Source organism: Tardiphaga sp. 172_B4_N1_3 (genome assembly GCF_052076035.1).
GTDB lineage: Bacteria > Pseudomonadota > Alphaproteobacteria > Rhizobiales > Xanthobacteraceae > Tardiphaga > Tardiphaga robiniae.
The window spans coordinates 1733676-1758365 of the sequence record NZ_CP197238.1 but is presented as its reverse complement, the minus strand read 5'-3'; the positions used below and the strand labels follow the sequence as shown (position 1 = coordinate 1758365).

The following is a 24690-nucleotide window of genomic DNA, read 5'->3' as shown; positions in this document are numbered from 1 at the left end:
CGCATGCGACATGGGCCCGGCGAGAACGGGTCAAGCATCAAGAAAATCCCGTAACATAAGGCTTTTTCGGAGTTTTCCCCGATTGGCGGCCTCTATGGGAAGAGGTGCATTTCCTGCTTTCCAAGCGCGGATCGCTTTGTTATACGCTGCGGCCTGCGAACAAGCTTCGCACGTTCCCTGGTAGCTCAGCGGTAGAGCATTCGACTGTTAATCGAATGGTCGCTGGTTCGAATCCAGCCCGGGGAGCCAAACATCCTTCCGCAAAAATGGCTGCCAGAAACCGCGCTCGCGACCGCCTCGATAGCGCGTTGGCTGCTGTGTTTTTACGAACCTTGCATCCCGCTGTGCGCTGCCGTAATTCGTGCAAAAGGAACTTCCAGCCGTTTGCAAGGGATTGCTCATGTCCGACTTTTCGACCGCACGCCAGAAGATGGTTGATGGTCAGGTGCGTCCCAGCGACGTCACCGATTTGCGCATCATTGACGCCATGCTTGCGGTGCCGCGCGAGGAGTTCGTTCCTGCCAGCCAGCGCGCCATGGCCTATCTGGACCTCGACCTGGAAGTCGCCCCGAATCGCTTTCTGATCAAGCCGGTGGTGCTGGCGCGGATGCTGCAGGCCTCCGACGTAAAGGCGACCGACAAGGTTCTGGTGGTTGGTTGCCCCACGGGCTATGCGGCCGCCGTGATCGCCCAGTTTGCCGGGCAGGTCACCAGCGCGGCCGGCATGGCGGCTGATGGCGATGCCGCGAACGGCCCCTATGATCTGATCGTTCTGGCCGGCGCGACGGAAATCGTCCCGACGGGGCTCTACAAGCAGCTGGCCCCCGGCGGGCAACTCGTGGGCGTGTTCGCCCTGACCAAGCCCGCTCGCGCCGTGATCGTGACCCATTCCCACGAGGATTTTGGCTCCCGCCCCCTGTTCGATGCTACCGCACCGGTTCTGCCGGGCATGGAAAAACTCCCGGCATTCGTTTTCTAGGGCTGACTGTCCGCCTTATTGGGCATTGGGGCACCGCTAATATCGCCAGCGGTAATTACAAGTGTGGCTTGGATGTCCCATTCGCCAAGTTTTCACTGTCAAGTTTCCACGAGAGGTTCCGTCTCGCCGATGCGCGGAATATGGTGAGTGGAGACTCGCTAACGGACATCATCTGTTCGGTCGCCACAAGTGTGCGCCCGGATCAGTGAACGGCATGAATGGATTACCAAGAATGGGCGGCGTAAAAGCTCTCACCGGTGCTGCAGCTGCGGCCCTTTTGCTGGCATTTGCCGGAGCGTCACCCGTTCTGGCTGACACGATCGAAGCGGCGTTGGTTCGCGCTTATCAGAACAATCCTCAATTGAATGCCCAGCGCGCTTCGGTGCGCGTCACTGACGAGAACGTGCCGCAGGCTTTGTCGGGTTATCGACCCAGGGTCGCGATCACCGCGAGCGGCGGCTATCAGTACACGGACGCGGTCAACAGCATTGCAGGTACTGCGACCGCGATTCACGGCGTGCAGGTTCCCCGCGCCGTTGGCGCGACCATCACTCAGAATGTGTACAACGGCCAGCAGACTGCAAACCGTACCCGAGCTGCCGAAAGCCAGGTATCGTCCGCACGCGAAGGCCTGCGCGTGCTAGAACAGTCAGTGTTGCTTTCCGCCGCGACTATCTACATGGATTACCTGCGCGACGCGGCCACCGTCGAGGTTCAGCGCAGCAACGTGCGTGTGCTCGAGCAGACGCTGAAGCAGACCCGCGACCGGTTCAATGTCGGCGAAGTCACGCGCACCGACGTGGCGCAGTCCGAGGCGCAGCTCGCCGCCGGCCGTACGCAGTTGCTGAGCGCCGAATCGACGCTGACGACCACGCGCTCGAATTTCCGCCGCATTATCGGCAACGAGCCGGTGGCTTTGCAGGCAGGTTCGCCAGTCGACCGCTTTCTGCCCGCCACGCTACCTGCCGCTATCGAGCTCGGCCTCACTGAAAATCCGAGCGTGACCGCAGCAATGTTCGGGGTCGACATCAGTTTCCTGAACACCAAGGTCAACGAAGGCGCACTGTTTCCAACAGTGACGCTGACGGCCAACATCCAGCAGGGTTGGGAACAGTCGATCTCGCAGCCGCGCGGTCTGACGGCATCAGGCATCGCCCAGGTGTCGGTCCCGGTTTACCAGGGCGGCGGCGAATATTCGCTGATCCGTCAGTCCAAGGAAACGCTCGCGCAGCAACGCCTCGCTCTCGACCAGACGCGCGATCAGGCGCGCGCGAGCGTCGTGCAGGCTTGGGGGCAGTTGCTGGCGGGCAGGGCGCAGGTCTCGTCCGCACAGGCACAGGTGCAGGCTTCCGAAATTGCGCTGAACGGCGTTCGCGAAGAAGCCAAGGCCGGCCAGCGCACCACACTCGACGTGTTGAATGCCCAGCAGGCGCTGGTGAACGCGCGCGTCGCGCTTGTCACGGCGCAGCATGATCGTGTGGTGGCATCATACTCGGTGCTCAACGCAGTTGGCCGTCTGTCACCGATGGTGATGAAGCTGAACACCAATGTGTATGACCCCAGCGTGCACTATCATCAGGTGCGCGATAGCTGGGTCGGCGTGCGTACGCCCGACGGACGCTAACGCGCTCGGATATCACCTGATATCGTATCGAAAGGGCCGCTTGTGCGGCCCTTTGCTTGCAATCAATTTGTCCGATGACGTACCGTTTGCATTGCTGGCTTAGCGATTCGGAATGCCTCTCCTAGTTCCTTGGGCATTTCCCGCGCGACAGTTGGTGGTCAGGCGTCGCTTGATCTTGGGGACAAGTCAGGCTTGCGCGCTGAATCGAACGGTCGTCAAAACGACAACCCGCAAATTCAGCCTCGTCTGGTGTAAAATATTGACGAGAGCGTTGATGATGCGGAGTCGGACATGACGCAACCTGCAAAGGTCCAGGAGCCCTCGATGGAGGAGATTCTGGCGTCGATCCGACGTATCATCGCCGACGACGAAGCGAAGCCGGCCGTCGCCGAAGTTGCTCCTCCGCCGCCGCCCAAGCCGGCTCCTGCAGCCAAGCCTGCTGCGATGACAGACATCCCGCCGTCGGCGATTCCTGCCGCGCAGGCTGCTGCCGCCAAAGCACCGCCGCCAGCCCCGAAGCCCGCGCCACCGCCGCCGGAGCCTGCTGCCTCCAACAGCCAGGACGACATCGACGCGATGTTGGCCAGTCTGGAAGCCGCGACCACCGAGGAAGAGGTGCGCCCGGCGCAGCCCGACGGTGATGTGTTCGAACTGACCGACGAGATGGTGGTCGCCGACCCCGAGCCGGAACCCGCATTCCAGCATGTCGAGCCCGATGACGACCTCGAATTCGCCGAAGCTGTCGCCGCCAGTAGCCAACGACCCGCACCGCGCTTCGACCCGCCGTCCTATGATCCGCCCCCGGTCGCACCGCAGCAGCAGATTCTGTCACACAGCACCGTGTCGTCCGTGGAGTCGGCCTTCAATGCGCTGGCAAATACGGTCCTGAGCAACAACGCGCGGACCCTTGAGGATCTCGTCAAGGAGATGCTGCGTCCGATGCTGAAGTCCTGGCTGGACGACAACCTGCCGGGCCTCGTCGAGCGCATCGTCAAGGCTGAGATCGAGCGCGTCTCACGCGGCGGCGGCCGCTAGGCCCGCGAGACAAGCAACGACGGCCTTTCGGGGCCTTCGTTTGGCCCTCCGGGATGGCTAAACAGCCCTATATGTTGACTTGAGCCGCGCTGGCGGGTTTCTAGCGCCATCGGCTTCCTGCGTTCGCTCCAGGCCTCAAAACCGTGGCCAAAAACCCCTGATTTGATTGAATTGTCATGATCGAAAAGACCTATCAGCCCGCCGATATCGAGACCCGCATCGCCGCTGCCTGGGAAGCCGAACGCGCGTTCAAGGCGGGCCGCGCGGACCGGGTGGATGCCGAGCCCTATACGATCGTGATCCCGCCGCCGAACGTCACCGGTTCGCTGCATATGGGCCACGCCCTCAACAACACTTTGCAGGACGTGCTCTGTCGTTTCGAGCGCATGCGCGGCCGCGACGTGCTGTGGCAGCCCGGCACCGACCATGCGGGCATCGCGACCCAGATGGTGGTCGAGCGCCAGTTGATGGAGCGCCAGGAGCCCGGTCGCCGCGACATGGGACGCGAGGCATTTCTCGAACGCGTCTGGAAGTGGAAGGCCGAGAGCGGCGGCGTCATCGTCAATCAGTTGAAGCGCCTTGGCGCCTCCTGCGACTGGTCGCGCGAGCGCTTCACCATGGACGAGGGCCTGTCCGAGGCCGTCATCAAGGTGTTCGTGCAGCTGCACCGCGAGGGCCTGATCTACAAGGACAAGCGCCTTGTGAACTGGGATCCGAAGCTGCTGACGGCGATTTCCGATCTCGAAGTCCAGCAGGTCGAGGTCAAGGGTAACCTCTGGCATCTGCGCTATCCGCTCGAAGGCAAGAACTTCGATCCGGAAGATCCGACCTCGTTCATCACCGTTGCGACCACGCGTCCCGAGACGATGCTCGGCGACAGCGGCGTCGCCGTGAATCCGGATGACGAGCGCTACACGCATCTGATCGGCAAGAACGTGGTTCTGCCGCTGGTCGGCCGCCTGATCCCGATCGTCGCAGATGAATATTCGGACCCGGAGAAGGGCTCCGGCGCGGTGAAGATCACGCCGGCGCACGACTTCAACGACTTCGAAGTCGGCAACCGCCACGGCCTTGCACGCATCAGCATCCTCGATATCGAAGGCAAGCTCGCTCTCGCCGACAACGAGGACTATCTGCGCGGCCTGCCGGTCGCAGCGTCAGAGCTGGTCGAAGAATTGCATGGCATGGAGCGCTTCAAGGCGCGCAAGACCATCGTGCAGCGGCTGGAAGATTTCGGCTTCCTGGAGAAGATCGAGCCCAACACGCATATGGTGCCGCATGGCGATCGCTCCGGCGTCGTCATCGAGCCCTATCTGACCGACCAGTGGTACGTGGACGCCAAGACCATGGCGCAGCCGGCGATCGCCGCTGTGCGTACCGGCGCGACCGAGTTCGTGCCGAAGAACTGGGAAAAGACCTATTACGAATGGATGGAGAACATCCAGCCGTGGTGCATCTCGCGCCAGCTGTGGTGGGGCCATCAGATCCCGGCCTGGTACGGTCCGGACGGCAAGGTGTTCGTCGCCGAGACCGAGGAAGAAGCGGTCGGCAACGCGCTCGGCTATTATGTCGAGCAGGAAGTGATCACGGAAGAGCAGGGCCACGATATGGCGCTCGATCCGGCGAAGCGCGAGGGCTTCATCACGCGCGATGAAGACGTGCTCGACACCTGGTTCTCGTCGGCGCTGTGGCCGTTCTCGACTCTGGGCTGGCCGCAGAGCTCGGTTGATGTGGATCGCTACTATCCCACCAATGTGCTGGTCACCGGCTTCGACATCATCTTCTTCTGGGTCGCCCGGATGATGATGATGGGCATGCACTTCAAGAAGGACGTGCCGTTCCCGACCGTCTACATCCACGCCCTCGTCCGCGACGAGAAGGGCGCCAAGATGTCGAAGTCGAAGGGCAACGTCATCGATCCCCTGAACCTGATCGACCAGTACGGCGCCGATGCGCTGCGTTTCACGCTGGCTGCGATGGCCGCACAGGGCCGCGACATCAAGCTCGCAACCCAGCGCGTCGAGGGCTATCGCAATTTCGCGACCAAGCTCTGGAATGCCTGCCGCTTCGCCGAAATGAACGAGTGTGTGCTGCCGGCCGGCTTCGATCCGACCAAGGCCAAGGAAGTGCTCAACCGCTGGATCGCGCATGAGACCGTCAAGGCGACGCGCGAAGTCACCGAGGCCATCGAAGCCTATCGCTTCAACGATGCCGCGGGCGCGGCCTATCGCTTCGTCTGGAACGTGTATTGCGACTGGTATCTCGAACTCGCCAAGCCCTTCATGATGGGCGAGGACGGTCCGGCCAAGACCGAAACCCGCGCGATGGTCGCCTGGGCCCGCGACGAGATCCTGAAGCTGCTGCACCCGTTCATGCCGTTCATCACGGAAGAACTCTGGGCCGTCACGGCGCCGCGCGACGGTCTGCTGGCACTCGCGCCGTGGTCACGCAAGGCGAGCGGCCTGACGCGCGAGCAGGAAGCGCTGATCATCGCAACCGCCGCGAGCGATCCGATCGTCGCGCCGATCCTGATGGGAGATCCCGAACCGGTCGCCGATTTCAAGGATGACGCCGCCGAAGCCGAAATCGGCTGGGTCATCGACCTGGTGACGGAGGTTCGTTCGGTGCGTGCCGAGATGAACATCGTGCCGGCAACATTGACGCCACTGGTGCTGGCCGGCGCTTCTGCGGAAACTCAAGCCCGTGCCCAGCGCTGGAGCGATGTCGTCAAGCGCCTCGCTCGTCTCGGCGACATATCCTTCGCCGATGTCGCGCCGCAGGGCGCCGTGCAGCTCCTGATCCGCGGCGAGGTCGCAGCGCTGCCGTTGAAGGGCGTGATCGATCTCGGCGCCGAGAAGACGCGTCTCGACAAGGAACTGGTGAAAGCCGAAGCCGACATCAAGCGCGCCGACGCCAAACTCTCCAACGAGAAATTCGTTGCCAACGCCGCGGAAGAGATCGTCGAGGAAGAGCGCGAGAAGCGCGAGGCAGCCGAGGCCCGCAAGGCCAAGACGCTGGAAGCGCTGGAGCGGCTCAAGAACGCGGTATGAGTTTGATCGTAGGATGGGTTTCGCGAAGACGCTCTACCCAGCCTACCGCTCACACCTTCGGAAACGGTTTGCTGAGATAACGCGAGCCGCGCACCCCATAGCGCCACGGCAGCTCGACTGCCTTGGTAATGCCGATGCGGATGCCAGCGACGATGTCCGGTACTTCGGTGCGGGCATGAATCGCGATCGGCGGCTTATCCAAAGCCAGCCCGTTATGCGCGATACTGATGCCCAGCGCCTGGCAGACCTTGCCGGGTCCGGAGCACAGCATGCGCTCATCCTGCAGCCCGCGTCGCAGCTGCATCTCGCCAATCCCGAAGGTCGGTTGCAGTGCGCGGATCAGCACCGCGCTGGCCGAATCCTCGGCCTCGCAGACGAAGTTCACGCACCAGTGGATGCCGTAGGAGCGGTAGACATAGGCAAAGCCGGGCGGCCCGAACATGATCTGGTTGCGCGGCGTCTGCCCGTTGAAGGAATGGGCCGCGGGCTCGGTGTGATGATAGGCCTCGACCTCGACGATCTCGCCACCGACGCCATCCACCAGGAGCGTTGCACCGATCAGTTCGGGAGCCACATCGTGCACGCTGCGGGCGAAAAAGCTGCGTTTGAGTGCCTTGCCGAGCTTTTGGGGGATTTGGTGAGGTTTTGGAGCCATTCTGCCTGCTATGTTACGATGCAGGGCCTGGCAAGGCGAGGGCGGGTTGCAGGACAGGGCCCGGCGGATTACCTAAGGCTTCACTCAGAACGGACAGTTCATGGTCGTCGTCCTCGATACCGTATCCACCACGCAGCTCCGCCCACGTCACCCTGAAAAAGTGAATCGGCCGGATTCGTTCTCGCCGCCGAAGCCGGACTGGATCCGGGTCCGTGCGCCAACCAGCCGTGGCTATGGCGACACCCGCAAGATCGTCAAGGAAAACGGCCTTGTTACCGTGTGCGAGGAAGCTGGCTGCCCGAATATCGGCGAGTGCTGGCAGAAGAAGCACGCCACCTTCATGATCATGGGTGACACCTGCACCCGCGCCTGTGCGTTCTGCAACGTCAAGACGGGCATGCCCAACGCGCTCGACGGCATGGAGCCTGAGCATGTCGCCGAAGCCGTCCGCAAGCTCGGCCTGCATCATGTGGTCATCACCTCGGTGGACCGCGACGATCTCGCCGATGGCGGTGCCGAACATTTTGCGCAGACGATTCGTGCGATCCGCGTGGCATGTCCCACGACCACCATCGAAATCCTGACGCCTGACTTCCTGCGCAAGCCGGGCGCCCTCGAAGTCGTCGTCGCGGCGAAGCCCGACGTGTTCAATCACAATCTCGAAACCGTGCCGTCGCGCTATCTGACGGTGCGACCGGGCGCGCGTTATTTCCATTCGCTGCGCCTGCTGCAGAAGGTCAAGGAACTCGACCCGACCATCTTCACCAAGTCCGGCATCATGGTTGGCCTCGGCGAGGAGCGCCACGAGGTGCTGCAGGTGATGGACGACATGCGTTCCGCCGATATCGACTTCCTCACGATCGGCCAGTATCTGCAGCCGACGCGCAAGCATCACGTGGTGTCGCGCTATGTCACGCCGGATGAATTCGCAGGCTATGAGAAGGTCGCCTACACCAAGGGCTTCCTGATGGTGTCGGCGAGCCCGCTGACGCGCTCGTCGCATCATGCCGGCGAGGATTTCGCCAAGCTGCAGGCTGCGCGCGCCGCTCTCGCGCGCTGAGAACGCGACAATGCCGAGATTTGCCAACAAGCGTCGCGTGCGCCACAGCGCCTCCCAGATGTTCGATCTGGTTGCCGATGTCGAGCGCTATCCGGAATTCGTGCCGTTGTGCAAGTCGTTGAAGATTCGCCAGCGCACGCCGCAGGAGAATGGCATCGAGGTCATCGTTGCCGACATGACTGTGTCGTTCAAGCTGGTCCAGGAATCCTTCACCAGCCGCGTGACGCTGGATCGGCCGAACCTGAAGATCATGGTCGAATATCTGCGTGGTCCGTTCAGCAATCTCGAAAACCGCTGGACCTTTGAGCCGAAGGCTGAAGGTCAGGAATGCGACGTCGGCTTCTTCATTGCCTATGAGTTCAAGAGCCGCATGCTGGCGATGCTGATGGGCACGATGTTCGATGCTGCATTCCAGCGCTTTGCCGTAGCCTTCGAGAAGCGCGCGGACGAAGTTTATCGCAGCCCGCGCGTCTCGAGCGTTCCGTCTACTTCTTAGTCGTCGGCTTTTTTAGTGGCGCGGTCGGCCTGCGTCGTTTGACGGCGGTCCGTCGCGGCGAACGCGCCACGCGCGGGCGCGCCAGACTCGCTGCTTCGCGCTTCTTGGCCGGCGGCTGTGGCCCACGTGCCAATTCCATCAGCATCCGCAGAGCTTCAAGCACGGAGCGCTGACGCACCGCGCTGCGGCCGATGGCGCCGAAGCGGCATTCCTTGTTGACGATGCGGCCGTCACGCGACGCCACAGCAAAATGCACGAGGCCGACCGGCTTGCCCGGCGTTGCGCCTCCGGGGCCTGCGATCCCGGTGATCGAGACCGCGAGATCGACATCCGCTTCTTCGAGCGCACCGACCGCCATCTGGATCGCGGTCTCCTTGCTGACCGCACCAAAGCTGTCGAGCGTCGCCGTCTTGACGCCGAGCATCGCGTGTTTGGCCGCATTGGAATAGGTGACGAAGCCGCGATCGATCACGTCGGACGAGCCGGGAATTTCGGTCAGCGCGCCAGCGACGAGGCCGCCGGTGCAGGACTCAGCGGTCGCGATCGTCAGCTTGCGGCTGCGGCAGAGATCGAGCAGCGCGCGGGAGAGGGCTCGTGCGTCGCTCGCTGCCATGTCAGTCCATCCAGGGAAGGCGAATGGTAGCAGCCGCAGTCGCGGCGATACCTTCTTCACGGCCGGTGAAGCCGAGACGTTCGCTGGTGGTCGCCTTCACCGCGACGCGTGACAATGCCACACCGGAGATCTCGCTGATCTTCGCGCGCATCGCATCGCGCAGCGGACCGATTTTGGGTCGCTCGCAGATCAACGTCACTTCAAGATTGGCTATACGGCCGCCACGTGCGGTCACGCGCTCCACGGCGTATTTCAGGAACTTGTCCGACGCGGCGCCCTTCCATTTGTCATCACTCGGCGGGAAGTGCGAACCGATATCGCCATCGGCCAGCGCGCCCAGGATCGCATCGACCAGCGCATGTAGACCGACGTCGCCATCGGAATGCGCTAGAAAGCCCCGCGTATGCGGCACGCGCACGCCGCAGATCATCAGGTGATCGCCATCGCCGAAGGCGTGGACATCATAGCCCGTGCCCATGCGGATATCGCCGAGCGAGGCTGCGAGACGCGCTTCTTCGCGAATGAAATCTTCGGGAGTCGTGAGCTTCATATTTGCAAGATCGCCTTCAAAGGTTGCCACGGTCAATCCCGCCCATTCGGCGAGCGCGGCATCGTCGGTGAAATCATCGCGGCCTTCCTTTGCAGCACGACGATGCGCTTCAAGGATGACATCAAAACGAAATGCCTGTGGCGTTTGCGCGCTGCGCAAGCGTGCACGGTCCGGCGTCGCTTGCACGTGTCCGGCCTCGTTGACCTGTTTGATCGTATCGGTAACGGCGACGCCGGGCACCGCAGCGCCGGTGATCTGTGCCGCGGCGATCGCGCGCTCGATCAAAGCAGGGGTCACGAACGGGCGGGCTGCATCGTGAATCAGCACGATGTCCGGCGCGTGATCTGCCAGTGCTTCGAGTCCAGCATGCACCGACGCCTGACGCGTCGCACCGCCGTTGGCAGGAACATGATACCTCAAATCGCTGACCGCCTCGTTGAACACAGCGATATCGTCGGGATTGGTGATCGGCTGGACCGCAAAGACCTGGGGATGGTTGCAAAACGGCTCCATAGCCCGCGAAATAACGCTGCGGCCTCCGATCATGCGATATTGCTTCGGTCCACCGGCGCCGGCACGGAGGCCGCGGCCGGCGGCAACGATAATGGCGGCTGTCTTCAAACCGGCAGGATTAGGTGATTTTGTCATCAGGGTCAGGTGATTAAGGGGTAAGCGGTGATCGCACAGCCCTTAGCACGGCCGCACGCAAAAACAGTATGATTACATTCTCGTGGCTGCATAAGAGTGCATTGCTGCACTGCACTTGCAAAATGAGCGCATCTGTCTAATGTGTAGGCATGACGGTTGACTGCACAACAAATGTGCGCATTATGCGCCCTATGCCCGCAATGCAGCGGACGAGACAACGACGAGCAGGTCTGTGACCACCCCGGACTCAGTATACAGCAAGCCGTTACAAATCGGTGGCATCGAGATCGCCAACCGGGTCGTTCTGGCGCCGATGTCGGGTATCACCGATGCGCCGTTCCGGCGGCTCACCGCCGAACTCGGGGCCGGCCTCGTCGTGTCAGAAATGACCGCCAGCGACGATCTCGTCAATGGTCGTCCCATGTCGGTATTGCGCTGCGAAGCGACCGGGATCGGTCCGCATGTGGTCCAGCTGGCCGGCTGCGAGACCCACTGGATGGCCGAGGGGGCCCGTGTGGCCGAAGCCGCCGGCGCCGACATCATCGATATCAATATGGGCTGCCCGGCGCGGCATGTGACTGGTGGTCAGTCCGGCTCCGCGCTGATGCGCGACCTCGATCATGCGTTGAAGCTGATCGAGGCGACCATCGCTGCCGTGAAAGTGCCTGTGACTCTCAAGATGCGCCTGGGCTGGGACGATCGCATGCTGAACGCGCCTGAGCTTGCGCAGCGCGCAGAGCAGGCGGGCGTCCAGCTCATCACCGTGCATGGCCGCACGCGATGCCAATTCTACAAGGGCGAAGCCGACTGGAGCGCCGTGCGCCCGGTGAAGGACGCGGTGAGCATCCCAGTGATCGTCAATGGTGACATCACCTCCTACGACAAGGCGGTGAGTGCGCTGAAGATGTCCGGCGCCGATGCCGTGATGGTGGGGCGGGGCGCGCAGGGTATGCCGTGGCTGCCCGGCCAGATCGGCCGACGTCTTGAAACCGGCATCGCGGAAGCCGTGCCGTCGCTGCAGCAGCAACTCGCTTATATCTGCGCCCTCTACGACGACGTGGTCCGACACTACGGCCTGCGCATCGGTCTGCGCCACGCGCGCAAACATCTCGGCTGGGCGCTCGATGCGGCCGCGGCTACGAGCTGCGCGCCGACCGAGACCCTGAAGACCTGGCGACAGAAGATCCTTACATCCGAAGATCCCTCCGGTGTGCAGCGGTCTCTGAATGACGCTTTTGATGATTTCGCATGGAGTGCTGCCGCATGAACGCCGCAGAGCACCGTCGCCCTGTCCCGACCGACAGTGAGGCCATTCTCAACGCGCTACCTAATCCGGTGATCCTGATCGCGCCCGATGGCAAGATTGTCGACGCCAATATGGCTGCGGAATCCTTTTTCGAGATTTCTACGCAGTTCCTGCGCAGGCAGTCTCTGAAAGAACTGGTGCCATTCGGCAGTCCGCTGCTGGCGCTGATCGATCAGGTTCGCGCCGCCGGTTCGCCGGTTAACGAATACAAGGTGGATCTGGGCACACCGCGCATCGGCGGCGATCGTCAGGTCGATCTGCATGTCGCGCCGCTCACCGAGCGTCCGGGCCATATTGTGGTGATGCTCCAGGAGCGCACCATCGCCGACAAGATGGATCGACAGCTCACCCATCGCAGCGCGGCCCGATCCGTGATCGCGCTGGCGGCCATGCTGGCGCATGAAATCAAGAACCCGCTGTCGGGCATTCGCGGAGCCGCTCAGCTACTTGAGCAGTCGGCATCGTCGGAAGACCGCATGCTGACACGCCTGATCATGGACGAAGCCGATCGCATCGTGACGCTGGTCGATCGCATGGAAGTGTTCGGCGACGACCGCCCGGTGGCGCGTGGCCCGGTCAACATTCACTCCGTCCTCGATCACGTGAAGCGCCTCGCGCAGTCCGGCTTCGCCCGCAACATCCGCTTCATCGAGGATTACGACCCGTCGCTGCCGCCGGTGCTCGCCAATCAGGACCAGCTCATCCAGGTGTTCCTGAATCTGGTGAAGAACGCTGCCGAAGCCATCGTCGATCTCGGCTCCGATGGTGAAATCCAGCTCACCACCGCGTTCCGGCCGGGCGTCCGCCTGTCAGTGCCGGGCAAGAAATCGCGCGTCTCGCTGCCGCTGGAGTTTTGCGTCAAGGACAACGGCCCTGGCGTTCCCGAAGATCTTCTGCCCAACCTGTTCGATCCCTTCGTCACCACCAAGCCCACCGGAAGCGGCCTGGGTCTTGCATTGGTTGCGAAGATTGTCGGCGATCACGGTGGGATCATCGAATGTGAATCGCAGCCACGAAAGACGACTTTTCGCGTGCTGTTGCCGATGTTCAACCCCGCCAAGAAATTGGACGACAAGACCCTTGATCCGAGCAGCGCCGATGCCCCCGCGGCACCGACGCACACCTCACAGACGTAAGACGAGGACTAACGATGGCTGCAGGTAGCATTCTGGTTGCGGACGATGATACGGCGATCCGCACCGTCCTCAATCAGGCGCTATCGCGCGCCGGATATGAGGTTCGCCTGACCGGGAACGCAGCCACGTTGTGGCGCTGGGTCAGTCAGGGCGAGGGCGACCTTGTGATCACCGACGTGGTGATGCCTGACGAGAACGCGTTCGATCTGCTGCCGCGTATCAAGAAGATGCGGCCCAATCTGCCGGTTATCGTGATGAGCGCGCAGAACACCTTCATGACCGCGATCCGCGCCTCCGAGCGCGGTGCCTATGAATATCTGCCGAAGCCGTTCGATCTGAAGGAATTGATCGCCATCGTCGGTCGCGCGCTGTCCGAGCCGAAGGAGCGTGTCGCAAGCCACGCCGATGACGGCGAGTTCGACTCGATCCCGCTGGTCGGCCGTTCGCCGGCGATGCAGGAAATCTACCGCGTCCTCGCCCGCCTGATGCAGACCGATCTGACGGTGATGATCTCCGGCGAGTCCGGCACCGGCAAGGAACTGGTGGCCCGCGCGCTGCACGACTACGGCAAGCGCCGCAATGGCCCGTTCGTTGCGGTCAACATGGCGGCGATCCCGCGCGATCTCATCGAGTCCGAATTGTTCGGCCACGAGCGCGGTGCGTTCACCGGCGCCAATGCCCGCGCCACCGGCCGTTTCGAGCAGGCTGAAGGGGGCACGCTGTTCCTGGACGAAATCGGCGACATGCCGATGGAAGCCCAGACCCGTTTGCTGCGCGTGTTGCAGCAGGGCGAATACACGACGGTTGGCGGCCGCACGCCGATCAAGACCGACGTGCGTATCGTCGCCGCCTCCAACAAGGATCTGCGTATCCTGATCCAGCAGGGCCTGTTCCGCGAGGATCTGTTCTTCCGCCTCAACGTCGTGCCGCTGCGTCTGCCGCCGCTGCGTGAGCGCATCGAGGATCTGCCCGATCTGATCCGCCACTTCTTTGCACTCGCGGAGAAGGACGGCCTGCCACCGAAGAAGCTCGACGCCTTGGCGCTTGAGCGCATGAAGCAGCATCGCTGGCCAGGCAACGTTCGCGAACTGGAAAACCTCGCGCGCCGTCTGGCAGCCCTCTATCCGCAGGATGTCATTACCGGTTCGGTGATCGATGGCGAACTGGCGCCGCCCGCTGTGGCCTCGGGTGGTAGCGCGCCGACCGGCGTGGATAATCTCGGTGGTGCCGTCGAGGTCTATCTGTCCTCGCACTTCTCCGGCTTCCCGAACGGCGTGCCGCCGCCGGGCCTCTATCACCGCATTCTCCGCGAGATCGAGGTACCGCTGCTGACCGCAGCACTGGCCGCGACCCGAGGCAACCAGATCCGCGCTGCGGATCTGCTCGGCCTCAACCGCAACACCCTGCGGAAGAAGATTCGCGATCTCGACATTCAGGTCTATCGAACTGGCGGCTGATCTCGGCGGTGAGATCGAGCAATTCCAGGGTTTGAGACGCAAAAACAAACGAAAACGCAGGGTATGCGTTTTCGTTAGCTAGTCTGCGCCGTGGATTTGTCGTAATTGGGCAACATTGTTGTATGATTGCATCAGTGCGGTCCGGGCTGTCTCCGGCAGCCGCACGGCGTCCACGCTCACCACATTGTCGGAATGACCAGCGCAGACACGTCGGCTACAGCCTATGAACCGTCGATGGCGGAGCCGCGCAGGTGGACCCTGCGGCGGCTGTTTGTGCCATTGGCTGTCGGCCTGGCACTCCTGTCGTCATGCCTGACCTTCCTCGTCCTGAACGGCCTCACGCCGATCGCACCGACCCATCAGGTCGTTGTTACCTTCCTGCTGATCAATGCCGCCAGCGTCCTCCTGCTGGTCCTGATCATTGCGCGGGAGATCTGGAAGGTTGTCCAGGCGCGTCGCAGGGGCAGGGCGGCGGCCCGGCTACATGTGCAGATCGTCAGCCTGTTCTCGGTGATCGCCGTGCTTCCGGCGGTACTCGTTTCGATCGTCGCCAATGTGACCCTCGACCGCGGCCTCGATCGGCTGTTCTCCGGCCCAACCAAGGCGGTCATCAACAATTCGCTCGTGATTGCCAGCGCCTATCTGCACGAGCACGGCCAATTGATTGGCGGTGATATCCTCGGCATGGCCGACGATCTCGCGCGCATCCAGCCGCTTTTCTATCAGGACCGCGGTACGTTCCGTTCGTTGATGATGGCAAATGCAACCGCGCGCAATCTGCCGGGCGCCATGTTGATCGACAAGGATCGCAACGTCATCGAACCCGACCAACCCGGCATCAAACAGGAATTCTCACCGCCGCCGGCAGACTTCCTCGTCAATGTCAGCGCGTCCGAGCCGGCCATCGCCGTGATCCCCGAGGGAAATTACGTCGCCGCCGTGATCCGATTGCGAGCGTTCGACAACATGTTCCTCTATGTCGCCCGCAAGCTCGATCCGCGCGTGGTCGCGCAGATGAATCAGAGCCAGGCCGGCGCGGCCGAATATGCCGAACTGGAATCGCGCAGGCTCGGCATTCAGGTCGCCTTCGCGCTGATGTTCACCGTGATCGCACTGACTGTGCTGATGTCCGCTGTGCTGATCGGCCTGAATTTCGCCAACTGGCTGGTGGCGCCGATCCGCCGCCTGATGGGCGCTGCGAACATGGTCTCGACCGGTGATCTTCATGTCCAGGTGCCGGTGATCCAGTCGGAGGGCGATCTCGCCCATCTCGGCGAGACGTTCAACAAGATGACGCAGGAGCTGCGCACCCAGCGCGACGAACTGGTCAGCGCCAGCGACGTCATCGACAGTCGCCGCCGTTTCATCGAGGCCGTGTTGTCATCGGCCAGCGCCGGCATCATCGGCGTCGATGGCTCGAACATGATCGGCATTCTCAACCGCTCGGCCGAGAAGCTGGTCGGACATTCGGAGTCCGAGACGCTGGGCCACCCGCTGCACGAGATCATTCCCGAGCTCGATGAATTGATGCAGACCGCACGCGAGGGATCGCAGCGGCTGGTGCAGGGACAGGTGACGATCACCCGCGACGGGCAGGAGCGCAATCTGTCGGTGCGCGTCAGCGCCGAACAGACCAGCCAGTCGCGCGACAGCTACATCATCACCCTCGACGACATCACCGAACTCGTCTCGGCACAGCGCACCTCGGCCTGGGCCGACGTGGCGCGCCGCATCGCGCATGAGATCAAAAATCCGCTGACACCGATCCAGCTCTCCGCCGAGCGCATCAAGCGCAAGTTCGGCAAGGTGATCGTCGACGACAAGGCGATCTTCGAACAATGCACCGACACCATCGTCCGGCAGGTCGATGACATCAGGCGCATGGTCGACGAATTTTCGCGCTTTGCGCGCATGCCCAAACCCGTGATCGAAGGTGAGGACGTCGCCGACACTGTGCGTCAGGCCGTATTCCTGATGCGGGTCGGTCATCCCGACCTCGACATCTCCGCCGAGATCAAGGAAGAGCCGATGCGCGCGCGCTTCGACCGCCGGCTGATCTCGCAGGCACTCACCAATATCATCAAGAATGCGACAGAGGCGATCGAGGCCGTGCCGCCAGAAGAACTCGGCAAAGGTCGTATTGATGTCACAGCGTCGCGCGAGAACGACATGATCTTGATCGACGTGATCGACAACGGCATCGGTCTGCCGACCGTCAACAGGTCGCGTTTGCTCGAACCCTATGTCACGACTCGCGAGAAGGGCACTGGCCTCGGCCTCGCGATCGTCGGCAAGGTGCTCGAGGATCATGGTGGAGGCATCGAACTTGGCGACGCATCGAGTGTACGTCCAGGACAGCGCGGGGCCTGGATGCGGCTGCGGTTTTCTATCTCCGGTCAGAAGGCTGACGCGGACAAGAGTGAACCGGAAGCCCCGCCCGATGACGAACCGAAGATCAAGACTGCTACCGGCAACTGACAAGAATAAACGTGACCAGGATATTTTGACCCATGGCAAATGACATTCTGATCGTCGACGACGAAGCCGATATTCGCGATCTTGTTGCGGGCATTCTGGACGATGAGGGCTTCACCACCCGCACCGCACGAGACAGCGATTCCGCGCTCGCGGAAATCGCCAATCGCCGCCCCAACATGGTGTTTCTCGACATCTGGCTGCAGGGCAGCAAGCTCGACGGCCTGCAACTGCTCGAGCAGGTCAAACGCGACAATCCCGAATTGCCTGTGGTGATGATCTCAGGCCACGGCAATATCGAAACCGCCGTCGCGGCAATCAAGCGCGGCGCCTATGACTTCATCGAGAAGCCGTTCAAGGCTGACCGGCTGATCCTTGTCGCGACGCGCGCGCTCGAAACCTCGCGCCTGAAACGCGAAGTCAAGGAACTGAAGCAACTCGCGCCGGTCGCCAATTCGCTGACGGGGCGCTCGGCCGCAATGAACCAGCTGCGCCAGACCATCGATCGCGCCGCCAAGGCCAATAGCCGCATTCTGATCGTCGGCCCGTCGGGCGCCGGCAAGGAGCTCGCCGCGCGCACGCTGCACACGGCCTCTGCCCGCTCCACGGGGCCGTTCGTCGTCATCAACGCAGCAGCGATTACGCCGGAGCGCATGGAAGTCGAACTGTTCGGCATCGAACAGTCCAATGGCGAACAGGCGCGCAAGGCTGGCGCTCTGGAAGAAGCCCATGGCGGCACGCTGTTCATCGACGAGATCGGCGATCTGCCGCGCGAGACCCAGAACAAGATCCTGCGCGTGCTGGTCGACCAGACCTTCATGCGGGCAGGGGGCACCACCAAGGTCAATGTCGACGTCCGCATCATCTCGTCGACCGCGCGTAATCTCGAAGAGGAAATCGCCGAAGGTCGTTTCCGTGAGGATCTTTATCATCGCCTCTCGGTGGTGCCGATCCGCGTGCCGCCGCTGTCCGAGCATCGCGAGGATATTCCGGAGCTCATCGAATATTTCATGGAGCAGATCTCCATCGCGACGGGCCTGCCGAAGCGACAGATCGGCGAAGACGCCATGGCGGTCCTGCAGTCGCACGTCTGGCCAGGCAATATCCGCCAGCTTCGCAACAACGTCGAACGCGTCATGATCCTGGCCGGCGGCGGGCCGGAAGTGATCATCACCGCCGACATGCTACCACAGGACGTGGGCTCAATGGTGCCGTCGATGCCCACCAGCAACAATGGCGAGCACATCATGGGCCTGCCGCTGCGCGAAGCCCGCGAAGTGTTCGAACGCGATTATCTGATTGCGCAGATCAGCCGTTTTTCGGGTAATATCTCGCGCACCGCCGAATTCGTCGGCATGGAGCGCTCCGCCTTGCATCGCAAGCTCAAGGCGCTCGGCGTCGGCTAAATCACTCACCTCACCTCAAGCTTCAACTCAAGCCTCGGAACGAACATGTCGCGCATCGCCTATGTGAATGGTCAATACGTCAACCTGCGCGATGCCGCCGTGAACGTCGAGGACCGCGGCTATCAGTTCGCCGATGGCATTTACGAGGTCTGCGAGATCATCGGCGGCAAGATGGTCGACTTTCCTCGCCATATTGCGCGCATGCAGCGCTCGTTGCGGGAGCTGCGCATCGCCGAGGCCATGCCGCTGACATCGCTCAAGGTGGTGATGCAGGAAGTCATTCGCCGCAACCGCATCAATTACGGCATCGTCTATCTGCAGATCAGCCGCGGCGTCGCCCATCGCGATCACGGATTTCCGTCGCCGGACGTGAAACCCAGCGTGGTCGTGACGGCGAAATCGCTCAACTTCGCCAAGAACCAGGCGACTGCTGCCAAGGGCGTGAAGGTCATCACCACGGCGGAGAATCGCTGGCCGCGCGTCGACATCAAGACCGTCGGCCTGCTGCCCAATGTGCTGGCGCGACAGGAAGCCCGCGACAAGGGCGCCTATGAAGCCTGGTATGTCGACGCCGACGGTTTCGTCACGGAGGGCGCGTCGTGCAACGCCTGGATCGTCACCAAGGACGGCAAGGTGGTGACGCGCACGGCCGCGTCAGGCATTCTCGCAGGCATCACCCGGGCCGTACTGATCGAGGTTCTGGCTTCGATGCAGCTCAAGCTGGAAGAGCGGAACTTCACACCGGCAGAGGCTTATGACGCCGCAGAAGCCTTCGTCTCGTCGGCGAGTCAGATCGTGATGCCGGTCATCAATATCGATGGCAAACCGATCGGCGACGGCAAGCCTGGTGGTATCGCGACGCGCCTGAGGCAGGAATTCCATAAATTCGCAGCGATTTCATAAAATTTGCCGGGCTTTTAGGCACCAATTCCGCGTTCCGGCTTGCCTAAAAAGCGCGCCTGCCGTCTAATCAGGTCGTCGCGCTCCCGGAGGGGGATCTCAGGGGAAAGTGCGGCAGCTTGGTAAGGCCCCGGAGAGGGCTGCGCCGGGTTCAAAAAAAGCAACAAAACAGACTGCGGGATTAAAAAAAATGGCGGCAGACCGCGCACAGAATCTACAGGACACCTTCCTCAACCACGTACGCAAGACCAAGACTCCGCTCACGATCTTTCTGGTGAACGGCGTCAAATTGCAGGGCATTGTCACCTGGTTCGATAATTTCTGTCTTCTGCTCCGGCGCGACGGACACTCGCAGCTGGTGTATAAGCATGCGATCTCGACCATCATGCCGGGCGCACCGATTCAGCTTTTTGAGGGTGGCGAGGATCCGGCTTGAGCGAACTCCTGAGAGACGCTTGATTGGAATTTCGTAGCTTCGAAGGCAATGCTGCTGACCGGCCCTCGGCCAGCAGCGAATCGACCGGCCGCGTCCTCGTGGTCGGTCCTTACCTGCGCGAACGGCGGGGCGACGCCGACGCGCAAGCCTATTCTCATGTCCGCGATACGGAAGCCCGGCTCGAAGAGGCGGTCGGTCTCGCACGCGCCATCGACCTCACCGTGGTCGAGGCCGTCGCCGCGCCGCTGAGCCAGATCCGCCCGGCCACCTATCTCGGCAAGGGCAAGGTCGAGGAGATCGCCGGCCTGATCGCGGCGAACGAGATCGGGATCGTGGTGATGGACTGCGCGCTGTCGCCGATCCAGCAGCGCAATCTCGAAAAGGAATTGAAGGCCAAGGTGCTCGACCGTACCGGTCTCATCCTTGAAATCTTCGGCCGCCGTGCCAAGACCAAGGAAGGCACGCTGCAGGTCGAGCTCGCGCATCTCAATTATCAGCGCAGCCGTCTCGTCCGTTCATGGACCCATCTGGAACGCCAGCGCGGCGGTTTCGGCTTCATGGGCGGCCCCGGCGAAACCCAGATCGAGGCGGATCGCCGCATGATCGGCGACCGCATCGCGCGGCTCGAAGCCGATCTGAAGAAGGTCCAGGCGACGCGGCGCCTGCATCGCGCCGGCCGCCAGCGCGTGCCGTATCGCGTTGTTGCGCTGGTCGGTTACACCAATGCCGGCAAGTCGACGCTGTTCAATCGCCTGACGCGCGCCGACGTGCAGGCCGAGGACATGCTGTTCGCGACCCTCGATCCGACGCTGCGTGCGCTGACGCTGCCGCATGGCGGCAAGGCCATGCTGTCGGACACGGTGGGTTTCATCTCCAACCTGCCGACCCAGCTCGTAGCCGCGTTTCGCGCGACGCTGGAAGAGGTACTGGAAGCCGACATCATTCTCCATGTCCGCGACATCTCGCATGAGGATGCGGAAGCGCAGCAAAGCGACGTCGACAACGTGCTGCGCAAGCTCGGCATCGATACCGATGCAACAGCGCGCATTCTCGAAGTCTGGAACAAGATCGATCGTTTCCCTCCGGAGGAGCGCGAGAACCTCGCCAATATCGCGGCGCGGCGGCCGCTGGACAAGCCGTGCTTCATGGTCTCAGCCGAAACCGGCGAGGGCATCGACGATCTGCTCGCTGCCATCGAAACACGGCTCGCCGCCAGCCGCATCACGCTGGATCTGTCGATCGACGCTGCGGACGGTGCTGGCGTGAGCTGGCTGCATCGCAATGCGGAAGTACTGGTGAAAGAATTGCACGACGGCCATTTCGACATGGTGGTGCGTGTCGATGAGACCAAACGCGATATCGTCATGAGTCGGTTCAGTGCGGTGCTGCATCCGGTCGTGGATCTGAGTGCCTGACGAAACTCCGTTGTTGTTCAGGTTGCAGCTTTAAACGCCATGAACACTGCCATGCCGGCGATGACAGCGATGAGTGTCATCCGCAAAGCTCTCTGACTCATGCGATTCGCCAGCCGTGATCCAAGACCGCTACCGATCCACAGCCCAATGATCAGACTTGCAATCGTGAGCCACGGCAGCTCTGTGCCCTGCTGCACATAGAGCAGGGCGGCCGGTAAAGTGACGGGTAGTGCTGTGACGGCAAGGCTAAGGGCCTGGGATTGATGCTGGGACACCTTCAGCAGGCCCGTCATCAAGGCGGTGATCGCAAGCCCGCCGCCGATCCCCAGAAATCCCGACGACCAGCCCGCGACCGCGCCGATGGCGACGAGCGCTGACCCGCGTAACGGCACCTCTTTCGCTTCGTCTGCAGTGCCTTCGAGCTTGGGATGTGACGGCCGACGGATGACGATCACTTCGAGAACCAGCAGATAGCCGACAAAAGTCCATTGCAGCGCGCGAGCAGAAACGGTTGTTGCGAGCAAGGCGCCAACGCACCCGCCCACTGCAAATCCGATGGCCAGCCAGGCAAGCCAACGCGGTGGCACGTGATGGCCGCTGCGTTGATAGTTGCGGACGCCGGAAAGACTGGTGGGCACGACCTGCACGACGAGAGAGACGCCCTGGGCCACGTGCTGATCTTTGCTAAGCAGGAGCACCAGCAGCGGGACGAGGATTCCGCCACTGGTAATACCGAGCAAGCCGGACGCCATGCCGCCGACACCGCCCGCCAGAAGACCGCCGAGGACGTCAGTCAGTGTCATCGTCGGTTGTTCCCTAGCGGTTGCGAGTCATTCAATCCGCGATTTCGTTACCCTTCGCCTCATTCCACAGCGCATCCATCTCCTCGAGCGACGCCTCCTGCAGGCTCCGTCCCTTCGCCGCCAGCGCCTGTTCGATATAGCCAAAACGTCGCTGGAACTTCACGTTGGTGCCGCGTAGTGCGAGTTCGGGATCGGCGTCCACATGGCGCGCCAGATTGACCAGCGCGAACATCAGGTCGCCGGTCTCGGCCGCCACCTCGGCGCGGTCGCCGCGATCGAGTGCCGCTTCGATCTCGTCGGCTTCCTCGCGGATTTTCGCGAGCACCGCGCGCGGATCATTCCAGTCGAAGCCGACGCTGGAGGCTTTTGTCTGCAGCTCCATGGCCTGGCCCAATGCGGGTTGCCCGGCCTTGACGCTGGCAAGGAACGAGGAGGGCGGCGTGGCCTCAACGCCGCGCCGTGCGGCGCGTTCAGCCTTTTCCTCGGCCTTGATACGCCCCCACGTCCCCTTCACATCCGTCGGTGCGATCTTGCCATCCTTGCCGGGAAACACATGCGGATGCCGGCGGATCATCTTGCGGGTGATCGCCTCCACGACGTCGCCGAACGCGAATGCGTTCTGCTCTTCGGCCATCCGGGCGTGGAACACCACCTGCAGCAGGAGATCGCCGAGTTCGTCGCAGAGGTCGTGGAGATCGTGCCTAACGATGGCATCGGCGACCTCGTAGGCCTCCTCGATCGTATAGGGCGCGATACTCGCGAAATCCTGCTCCAGATCCCATGGGCACCCCGTCACGGGCGTGCGCAACTGGGCCATGATCTCGATCAGGCCGACGATATCGCGAGAAGGGGTCATGAGGCACCACGGTTCACAGCAGGAGCCTTTGCTATGCCGCAGGACGGCGGCGTGGCCCAGCGGAAATGCCCGGTTTTGCCTGTCTTTCACACAGGGCTGCAGAGTGCTATCTGCAGCCGATGAGCGACACTTTCCCAGATCAAACCGCGCTGGTGCTGTTCTCCGGCGGCCAGGATTCCGCGACCTGCCTGGCCTGGGCACTGGCGCGCTTCAAGCGCGTCGAGATGCTCGGCTTCGCTTACGGCCAGCGCCATGCCATCGAGCTCGATAGCCGCGACAAGCTGCTGGCGGGCGTGAAGGCCTTGAATACCGACTGGGCCGCCAAACTCGGCGACAGCCACACGCTGGATATCCCGACGCTATCAGCGATCTCCGACACCGCGCTGACGCGTGACGTCGCCATCGAGATGGGGGCCGACGGCCTGCCCAATACGTTTGTGCCCGGCCGCAATCTGGTGTTCCTGACATTCGCCGCAGCGCTGGCCTATCGACGCGGCATCACCCACATCATCGGCGGCATGTGCGAGACGGATTACTCCGGCTATCCCGATTGTCGCGACGACACCATCAAGGCGCTGCAGCAGGCGCTCAATCTCGGCATGGCCAGGAATTTCACGCTGCACACGCCGCTGATGTGGCGCGACAAGGCGGCGACCTGGGCGCTGGCGCATGAGCTCGGCGGGCAGGGCCTCGTCGACCTGATCCGCGAACACTCGCACACCTGCTATCTCGGTGAGCGCGGCGCGTTACACGACTGGGGCTATGGCTGCGGTAAGTGCCCGGCCTGCGAACTACGCGCCAAAGGCTGGCGCGCGTTCGCAGCCACAGCTGTCTAGACGGACAGCGACTCGCGGACCTTGGCCGCTTCAGTAGCGCTGAGGCCCGTCAGCGGCGGACGCACCCGCAGCCAATTGTCATTGTTGTCGCGCTTCGCCAGCAGCACCTTCAGCGAGGGAAGCTGCGCATAGCTGGACACCGCATTGCGCGCCGCGACGATACGCTCCTGCGCAGTCGCAACCTCGGCCGCCTTGGCCGGATCCTTGTAACCATTGAACACGGTAGCGAGCTCGCGGCTCACGAGGTTGGAGGTCGCCGTGATGCAGCCGGCGCCGCCCATCGGCAGCAGCTTCAGCATCAGGGGATCGGCGCCGACCAGCACCGAGAATCCCGGGAAGCGATCGACGATGGCGCTCATATTGGCGAACTCGCCCGCGGAATCCTTGATGCCGACCACGATCTCCGGGAAGCGCTTGCGCAACCGATCGATGACGTCGAGTGAGATCGGCACCGCCGACATCTGCGGGATGTGATAGAGCACGACGCGCAGGCGCGGATCGGCGACGCGCTCGATCACTGCCGTATAAGCATCGACGATGCCATCATCAGACACGCCCTTATAGTAGAACGGCGGCAGCATCACGACGGCACCGACGCCATTGGCGACCGCGTGCTTCGTGAGTTCAACCGTTTCCATGATCGACGCAACGCCGGTGCCCGGCAACAGCTTCGACGGCGCGATCCCGGATTTCACCACGGCTTCCAGCAGCGCCATGCGCTCGCGTGATGACAGCGAATTGGCTTCGCCTGTCGTGCCGAGCATGGCGATGCCGGTGCAGCCGTCATCGAGCAGGCGCTGGCAATGCGAGGTGAACAGGCCCTGATCCACCGACAGGTCGGCGTTGAAGGGGGTGGTCGCGGCGCAGTAGACGCCGGTCGGGAAGGGGGCTGTCATCGTTGTGCTCTTTCGGGTGCGTGTTGCAGGAGTTCTTCTAACGAAGCGCTTGTTTCTG

General features: G+C 62.5%; 21 protein-coding genes and 1 tRNA gene. 16 read left to right on the top strand and 6 right to left on the bottom strand.

Annotated elements, in window-relative coordinates; all coding sequences use genetic code 11:
- The first annotated feature begins 174 nt into the window (after positions 1-174).
- The 5 genes from AB7783_RS08090 (at position 175) to AB7783_RS08070 (ending at position 6688) form a co-directional block, all read left to right on the top strand.
- Positions 175-249 (top strand) — tRNA-Asn (locus tag AB7783_RS08090).
- Between the two features lie 151 nt (positions 250-400).
- Positions 401-979: a protein-L-isoaspartate O-methyltransferase family protein gene (locus tag AB7783_RS08085; protein WP_441277338.1), complete on the top strand. Its 579-nt coding sequence runs from the start codon at positions 401-403 to the stop codon at positions 977-979.
- A 232-nt stretch (positions 980-1211) separates the two neighbouring features.
- On the top strand, positions 1212-2603 hold the full coding sequence (locus tag AB7783_RS08080) for a TolC family outer membrane protein (protein ID WP_175369002.1): 1392 nt from the start codon (positions 1212-1214) through the stop codon (positions 2601-2603).
- A 291-nt stretch (positions 2604-2894) separates the two neighbouring features.
- Complete coding sequence (locus AB7783_RS08075) at positions 2895-3638, top strand: PopZ family protein (protein WP_089264298.1); 744 nt, start codon at positions 2895-2897, stop codon at positions 3636-3638.
- Between the two features lie 176 nt (positions 3639-3814).
- The gene (locus AB7783_RS08070) at positions 3815-6688 is read left to right on the top strand and encodes a valine--tRNA ligase (RefSeq protein ID WP_441277337.1); all 2874 of its coding nucleotides are present in this window, start codon (positions 3815-3817) and stop codon (positions 6686-6688) included.
- Positions 6689-6737: 49 nt separating this feature from the next.
- Here the strand turns inward: AB7783_RS08070 and AB7783_RS08065 are convergent, their stop codons facing one another.
- Complete coding sequence (locus AB7783_RS08065; protein ID WP_441277336.1) at positions 6738-7343, bottom strand: DNA-3-methyladenine glycosylase; 606 nt, start codon at positions 7341-7343, stop codon at positions 6738-6740.
- 100 nt (positions 7344-7443) lie between these two features.
- Between AB7783_RS08065 and lipA the strand changes: the two genes are divergently transcribed.
- Together lipA and AB7783_RS08055 are read left to right on the top strand one after the other, a co-directional pair.
- Positions 7444-8403, top strand: coding sequence for a lipoyl synthase (gene lipA, locus AB7783_RS08060; protein WP_231080670.1), 960 nt, complete (start codon positions 7444-7446; stop codon positions 8401-8403).
- Between the two features lie 10 nt (positions 8404-8413).
- Positions 8414-8899 (top strand): type II toxin-antitoxin system RatA family toxin, encoded by a 486-nt coding sequence (locus AB7783_RS08055; RefSeq protein WP_309949035.1) that lies wholly within the window; start codon positions 8414-8416, stop codon positions 8897-8899.
- Here the strand turns inward: AB7783_RS08055 and AB7783_RS08050 are convergent.
- Both AB7783_RS08050 and AB7783_RS08045 read right to left on the bottom strand, forming a co-directional pair.
- Entirely contained in the window at positions 8889-9512 is a 624-nt protein-coding gene (locus AB7783_RS08050; protein WP_093758557.1) for a CinA family protein, read from the bottom strand. The genes AB7783_RS08055 and AB7783_RS08050 overlap by 11 nt on opposite strands.
- Before the next feature lies 1 nt (position 9513).
- The gene (locus tag AB7783_RS08045; protein WP_441277335.1) at positions 9514-10710 is read right to left on the bottom strand and encodes a bifunctional 2-C-methyl-D-erythritol 4-phosphate cytidylyltransferase/2-C-methyl-D-erythritol 2,4-cyclodiphosphate synthase; all 1197 of its coding nucleotides are present in this window, start codon (positions 10708-10710) and stop codon (positions 9514-9516) included.
- A gap of 232 nt (positions 10711-10942) precedes the next feature.
- Here AB7783_RS08045 and dusB point away from each other — a divergent pair, with 232 nt between their 5' ends.
- The 8 genes from dusB to hflX all read left to right on the top strand — a co-directional run bounded on the left by dusB (position 10943) and on the right by hflX (position 21241).
- Entirely contained in the window at positions 10943-11977 is a 1035-nt protein-coding gene (dusB, locus tag AB7783_RS08040; protein ID WP_441277334.1) for a tRNA dihydrouridine synthase DusB, read from the top strand.
- Entirely contained in the window at positions 11974-13152 is a 1179-nt protein-coding gene (locus AB7783_RS08035) for a two-component system sensor histidine kinase NtrB (RefSeq protein WP_231080673.1), read from the top strand. Before dusB ends, AB7783_RS08035 begins: the two co-directional genes overlap by 4 nt.
- Before the next feature lie 14 nt (positions 13153-13166).
- Positions 13167-14609, top strand: a complete 1443-nt coding sequence (gene ntrC / locus AB7783_RS08030; RefSeq protein WP_068731842.1) for a nitrogen regulation protein NR(I) — start codon at positions 13167-13169, stop codon at positions 14607-14609.
- A gap of 192 nt (positions 14610-14801) precedes the next feature.
- Complete coding sequence (locus AB7783_RS08025; protein WP_184516689.1) at positions 14802-17087, top strand: sensor histidine kinase NtrY-like; 2286 nt, start codon at positions 14802-14804, stop codon at positions 17085-17087.
- A gap of 32 nt (positions 17088-17119) precedes the next feature.
- A complete protein-coding gene (gene ntrX, locus AB7783_RS08020) occupies positions 17120-18490 on the top strand; it encodes a nitrogen assimilation response regulator NtrX (RefSeq protein WP_089264305.1) in 1371 nt (456 codons plus the stop codon).
- 45 nt (positions 18491-18535) lie between these two features.
- The gene (locus AB7783_RS08015) at positions 18536-19393 is read left to right on the top strand and encodes a D-amino-acid transaminase (protein ID WP_089264306.1); all 858 of its coding nucleotides are present in this window, start codon (positions 18536-18538) and stop codon (positions 19391-19393) included.
- 187 nt (positions 19394-19580) lie between these two features.
- Positions 19581-19826 carry an RNA chaperone Hfq gene (gene hfq, locus AB7783_RS08010; RefSeq protein ID WP_068731834.1) on the top strand — a complete coding sequence of 82 codons (246 nt, stop codon included), beginning with the start codon at positions 19581-19583 and terminating at the stop codon, positions 19824-19826.
- Positions 19827-19849: 23 nt separating this feature from the next.
- The gene (hflX, locus tag AB7783_RS08005) at positions 19850-21241 is read left to right on the top strand and encodes a GTPase HflX (RefSeq protein ID WP_175369010.1); all 1392 of its coding nucleotides are present in this window, start codon (positions 19850-19852) and stop codon (positions 21239-21241) included.
- 17 nt (positions 21242-21258) lie between these two features.
- Here hflX and AB7783_RS08000 read toward each other — a convergent pair whose 3' ends face one another.
- Positions 21259-22044, bottom strand: a complete 786-nt coding sequence (locus AB7783_RS08000; RefSeq protein WP_441277333.1) for a sulfite exporter TauE/SafE family protein — start codon at positions 22042-22044, stop codon at positions 21259-21261.
- 31 nt (positions 22045-22075) lie between these two features.
- Positions 22076-22900, bottom strand: coding sequence for a nucleoside triphosphate pyrophosphohydrolase (mazG, locus tag AB7783_RS07995; RefSeq protein ID WP_441277332.1), 825 nt, complete (start codon positions 22898-22900; stop codon positions 22076-22078).
- 119 nt (positions 22901-23019) lie between these two features.
- Here mazG and queC point away from each other — a divergent pair, with 119 nt between their 5' ends.
- Complete coding sequence (gene queC / locus AB7783_RS07990; protein ID WP_439058394.1) at positions 23020-23736, top strand: 7-cyano-7-deazaguanine synthase QueC; 717 nt, start codon at positions 23020-23022, stop codon at positions 23734-23736.
- Here queC and AB7783_RS07985 read toward each other — a convergent pair.
- A complete protein-coding gene (locus AB7783_RS07985) occupies positions 23733-24632 on the bottom strand; it encodes a dihydrodipicolinate synthase family protein (RefSeq protein ID WP_441277331.1) in 900 nt (299 codons plus the stop codon). The two genes, queC and AB7783_RS07985, sit on opposite strands and share 4 nt — an antisense overlap.
- Positions 24633-24690: the final 58 nt, after the last annotated feature.

Bases quoted from the DNA above. Each gene is read 5' to 3' on its own strand.
- ntrC (WP_068731842.1), top strand. From the start codon at position 13,167: ATGGCTGCAGGTAGCATTCTGGTTGCGGACGATGATACGGCGATCCGC.
- AB7783_RS08025 (WP_184516689.1), top strand. From the start codon at position 14,802: ATGACCAGCGCAGACACGTCGGCTACAGCCTATGAACCGTCGATGGCG.
- AB7783_RS08080 (WP_175369002.1), top strand. From the start codon at position 1,212: ATGGGCGGCGTAAAAGCTCTCACCGGTGCTGCAGCTGCGGCCCTTTTG.
- AB7783_RS08065 (WP_441277336.1), bottom strand. From the start codon at position 7,343: ATGGCTCCAAAACCTCACCAAATCCCCCAAAAGCTCGGCAAGGCACTC.
- mazG (WP_441277332.1), bottom strand. From the start codon at position 22,900: ATGACCCCTTCTCGCGATATCGTCGGCCTGATCGAGATCATGGCCCAG.
- AB7783_RS08070 (WP_441277337.1), top strand. From the start codon at position 3,815: ATGATCGAAAAGACCTATCAGCCCGCCGATATCGAGACCCGCATCGCC.
- AB7783_RS08000 (WP_441277333.1), bottom strand. From the start codon at position 22,044: ATGACACTGACTGACGTCCTCGGCGGTCTTCTGGCGGGCGGTGTCGGC.
- AB7783_RS08055 (WP_309949035.1), top strand. From the start codon at position 8,414: ATGCCGAGATTTGCCAACAAGCGTCGCGTGCGCCACAGCGCCTCCCAG.
- queC (WP_439058394.1), top strand. From the start codon at position 23,020: ATGAGCGACACTTTCCCAGATCAAACCGCGCTGGTGCTGTTCTCCGGC.
- ntrX (WP_089264305.1), top strand. From the start codon at position 17,120: ATGGCAAATGACATTCTGATCGTCGACGACGAAGCCGATATTCGCGAT.
- AB7783_RS08045 (WP_441277335.1), bottom strand. From the start codon at position 10,710: ATGACAAAATCACCTAATCCTGCCGGTTTGAAGACAGCCGCCATTATC.
- AB7783_RS08015 (WP_089264306.1), top strand. From the start codon at position 18,536: ATGTCGCGCATCGCCTATGTGAATGGTCAATACGTCAACCTGCGCGAT.
- AB7783_RS08035 (WP_231080673.1), top strand. From the start codon at position 11,974: ATGAACGCCGCAGAGCACCGTCGCCCTGTCCCGACCGACAGTGAGGCC.
- AB7783_RS08085 (WP_441277338.1), top strand. From the start codon at position 401: ATGTCCGACTTTTCGACCGCACGCCAGAAGATGGTTGATGGTCAGGTG.
- AB7783_RS08075 (WP_089264298.1), top strand. From the start codon at position 2,895: ATGACGCAACCTGCAAAGGTCCAGGAGCCCTCGATGGAGGAGATTCTG.
- lipA (WP_231080670.1), top strand. From the start codon at position 7,444: ATGGTCGTCGTCCTCGATACCGTATCCACCACGCAGCTCCGCCCACGT.
- AB7783_RS07985 (WP_441277331.1), bottom strand. From the start codon at position 24,632: ATGACAGCCCCCTTCCCGACCGGCGTCTACTGCGCCGCGACCACCCCC.
- hfq (WP_068731834.1), top strand. From the start codon at position 19,581: ATGGCGGCAGACCGCGCACAGAATCTACAGGACACCTTCCTCAACCAC.
- AB7783_RS08050 (WP_093758557.1), bottom strand. From the start codon at position 9,512: ATGGCAGCGAGCGACGCACGAGCCCTCTCCCGCGCGCTGCTCGATCTC.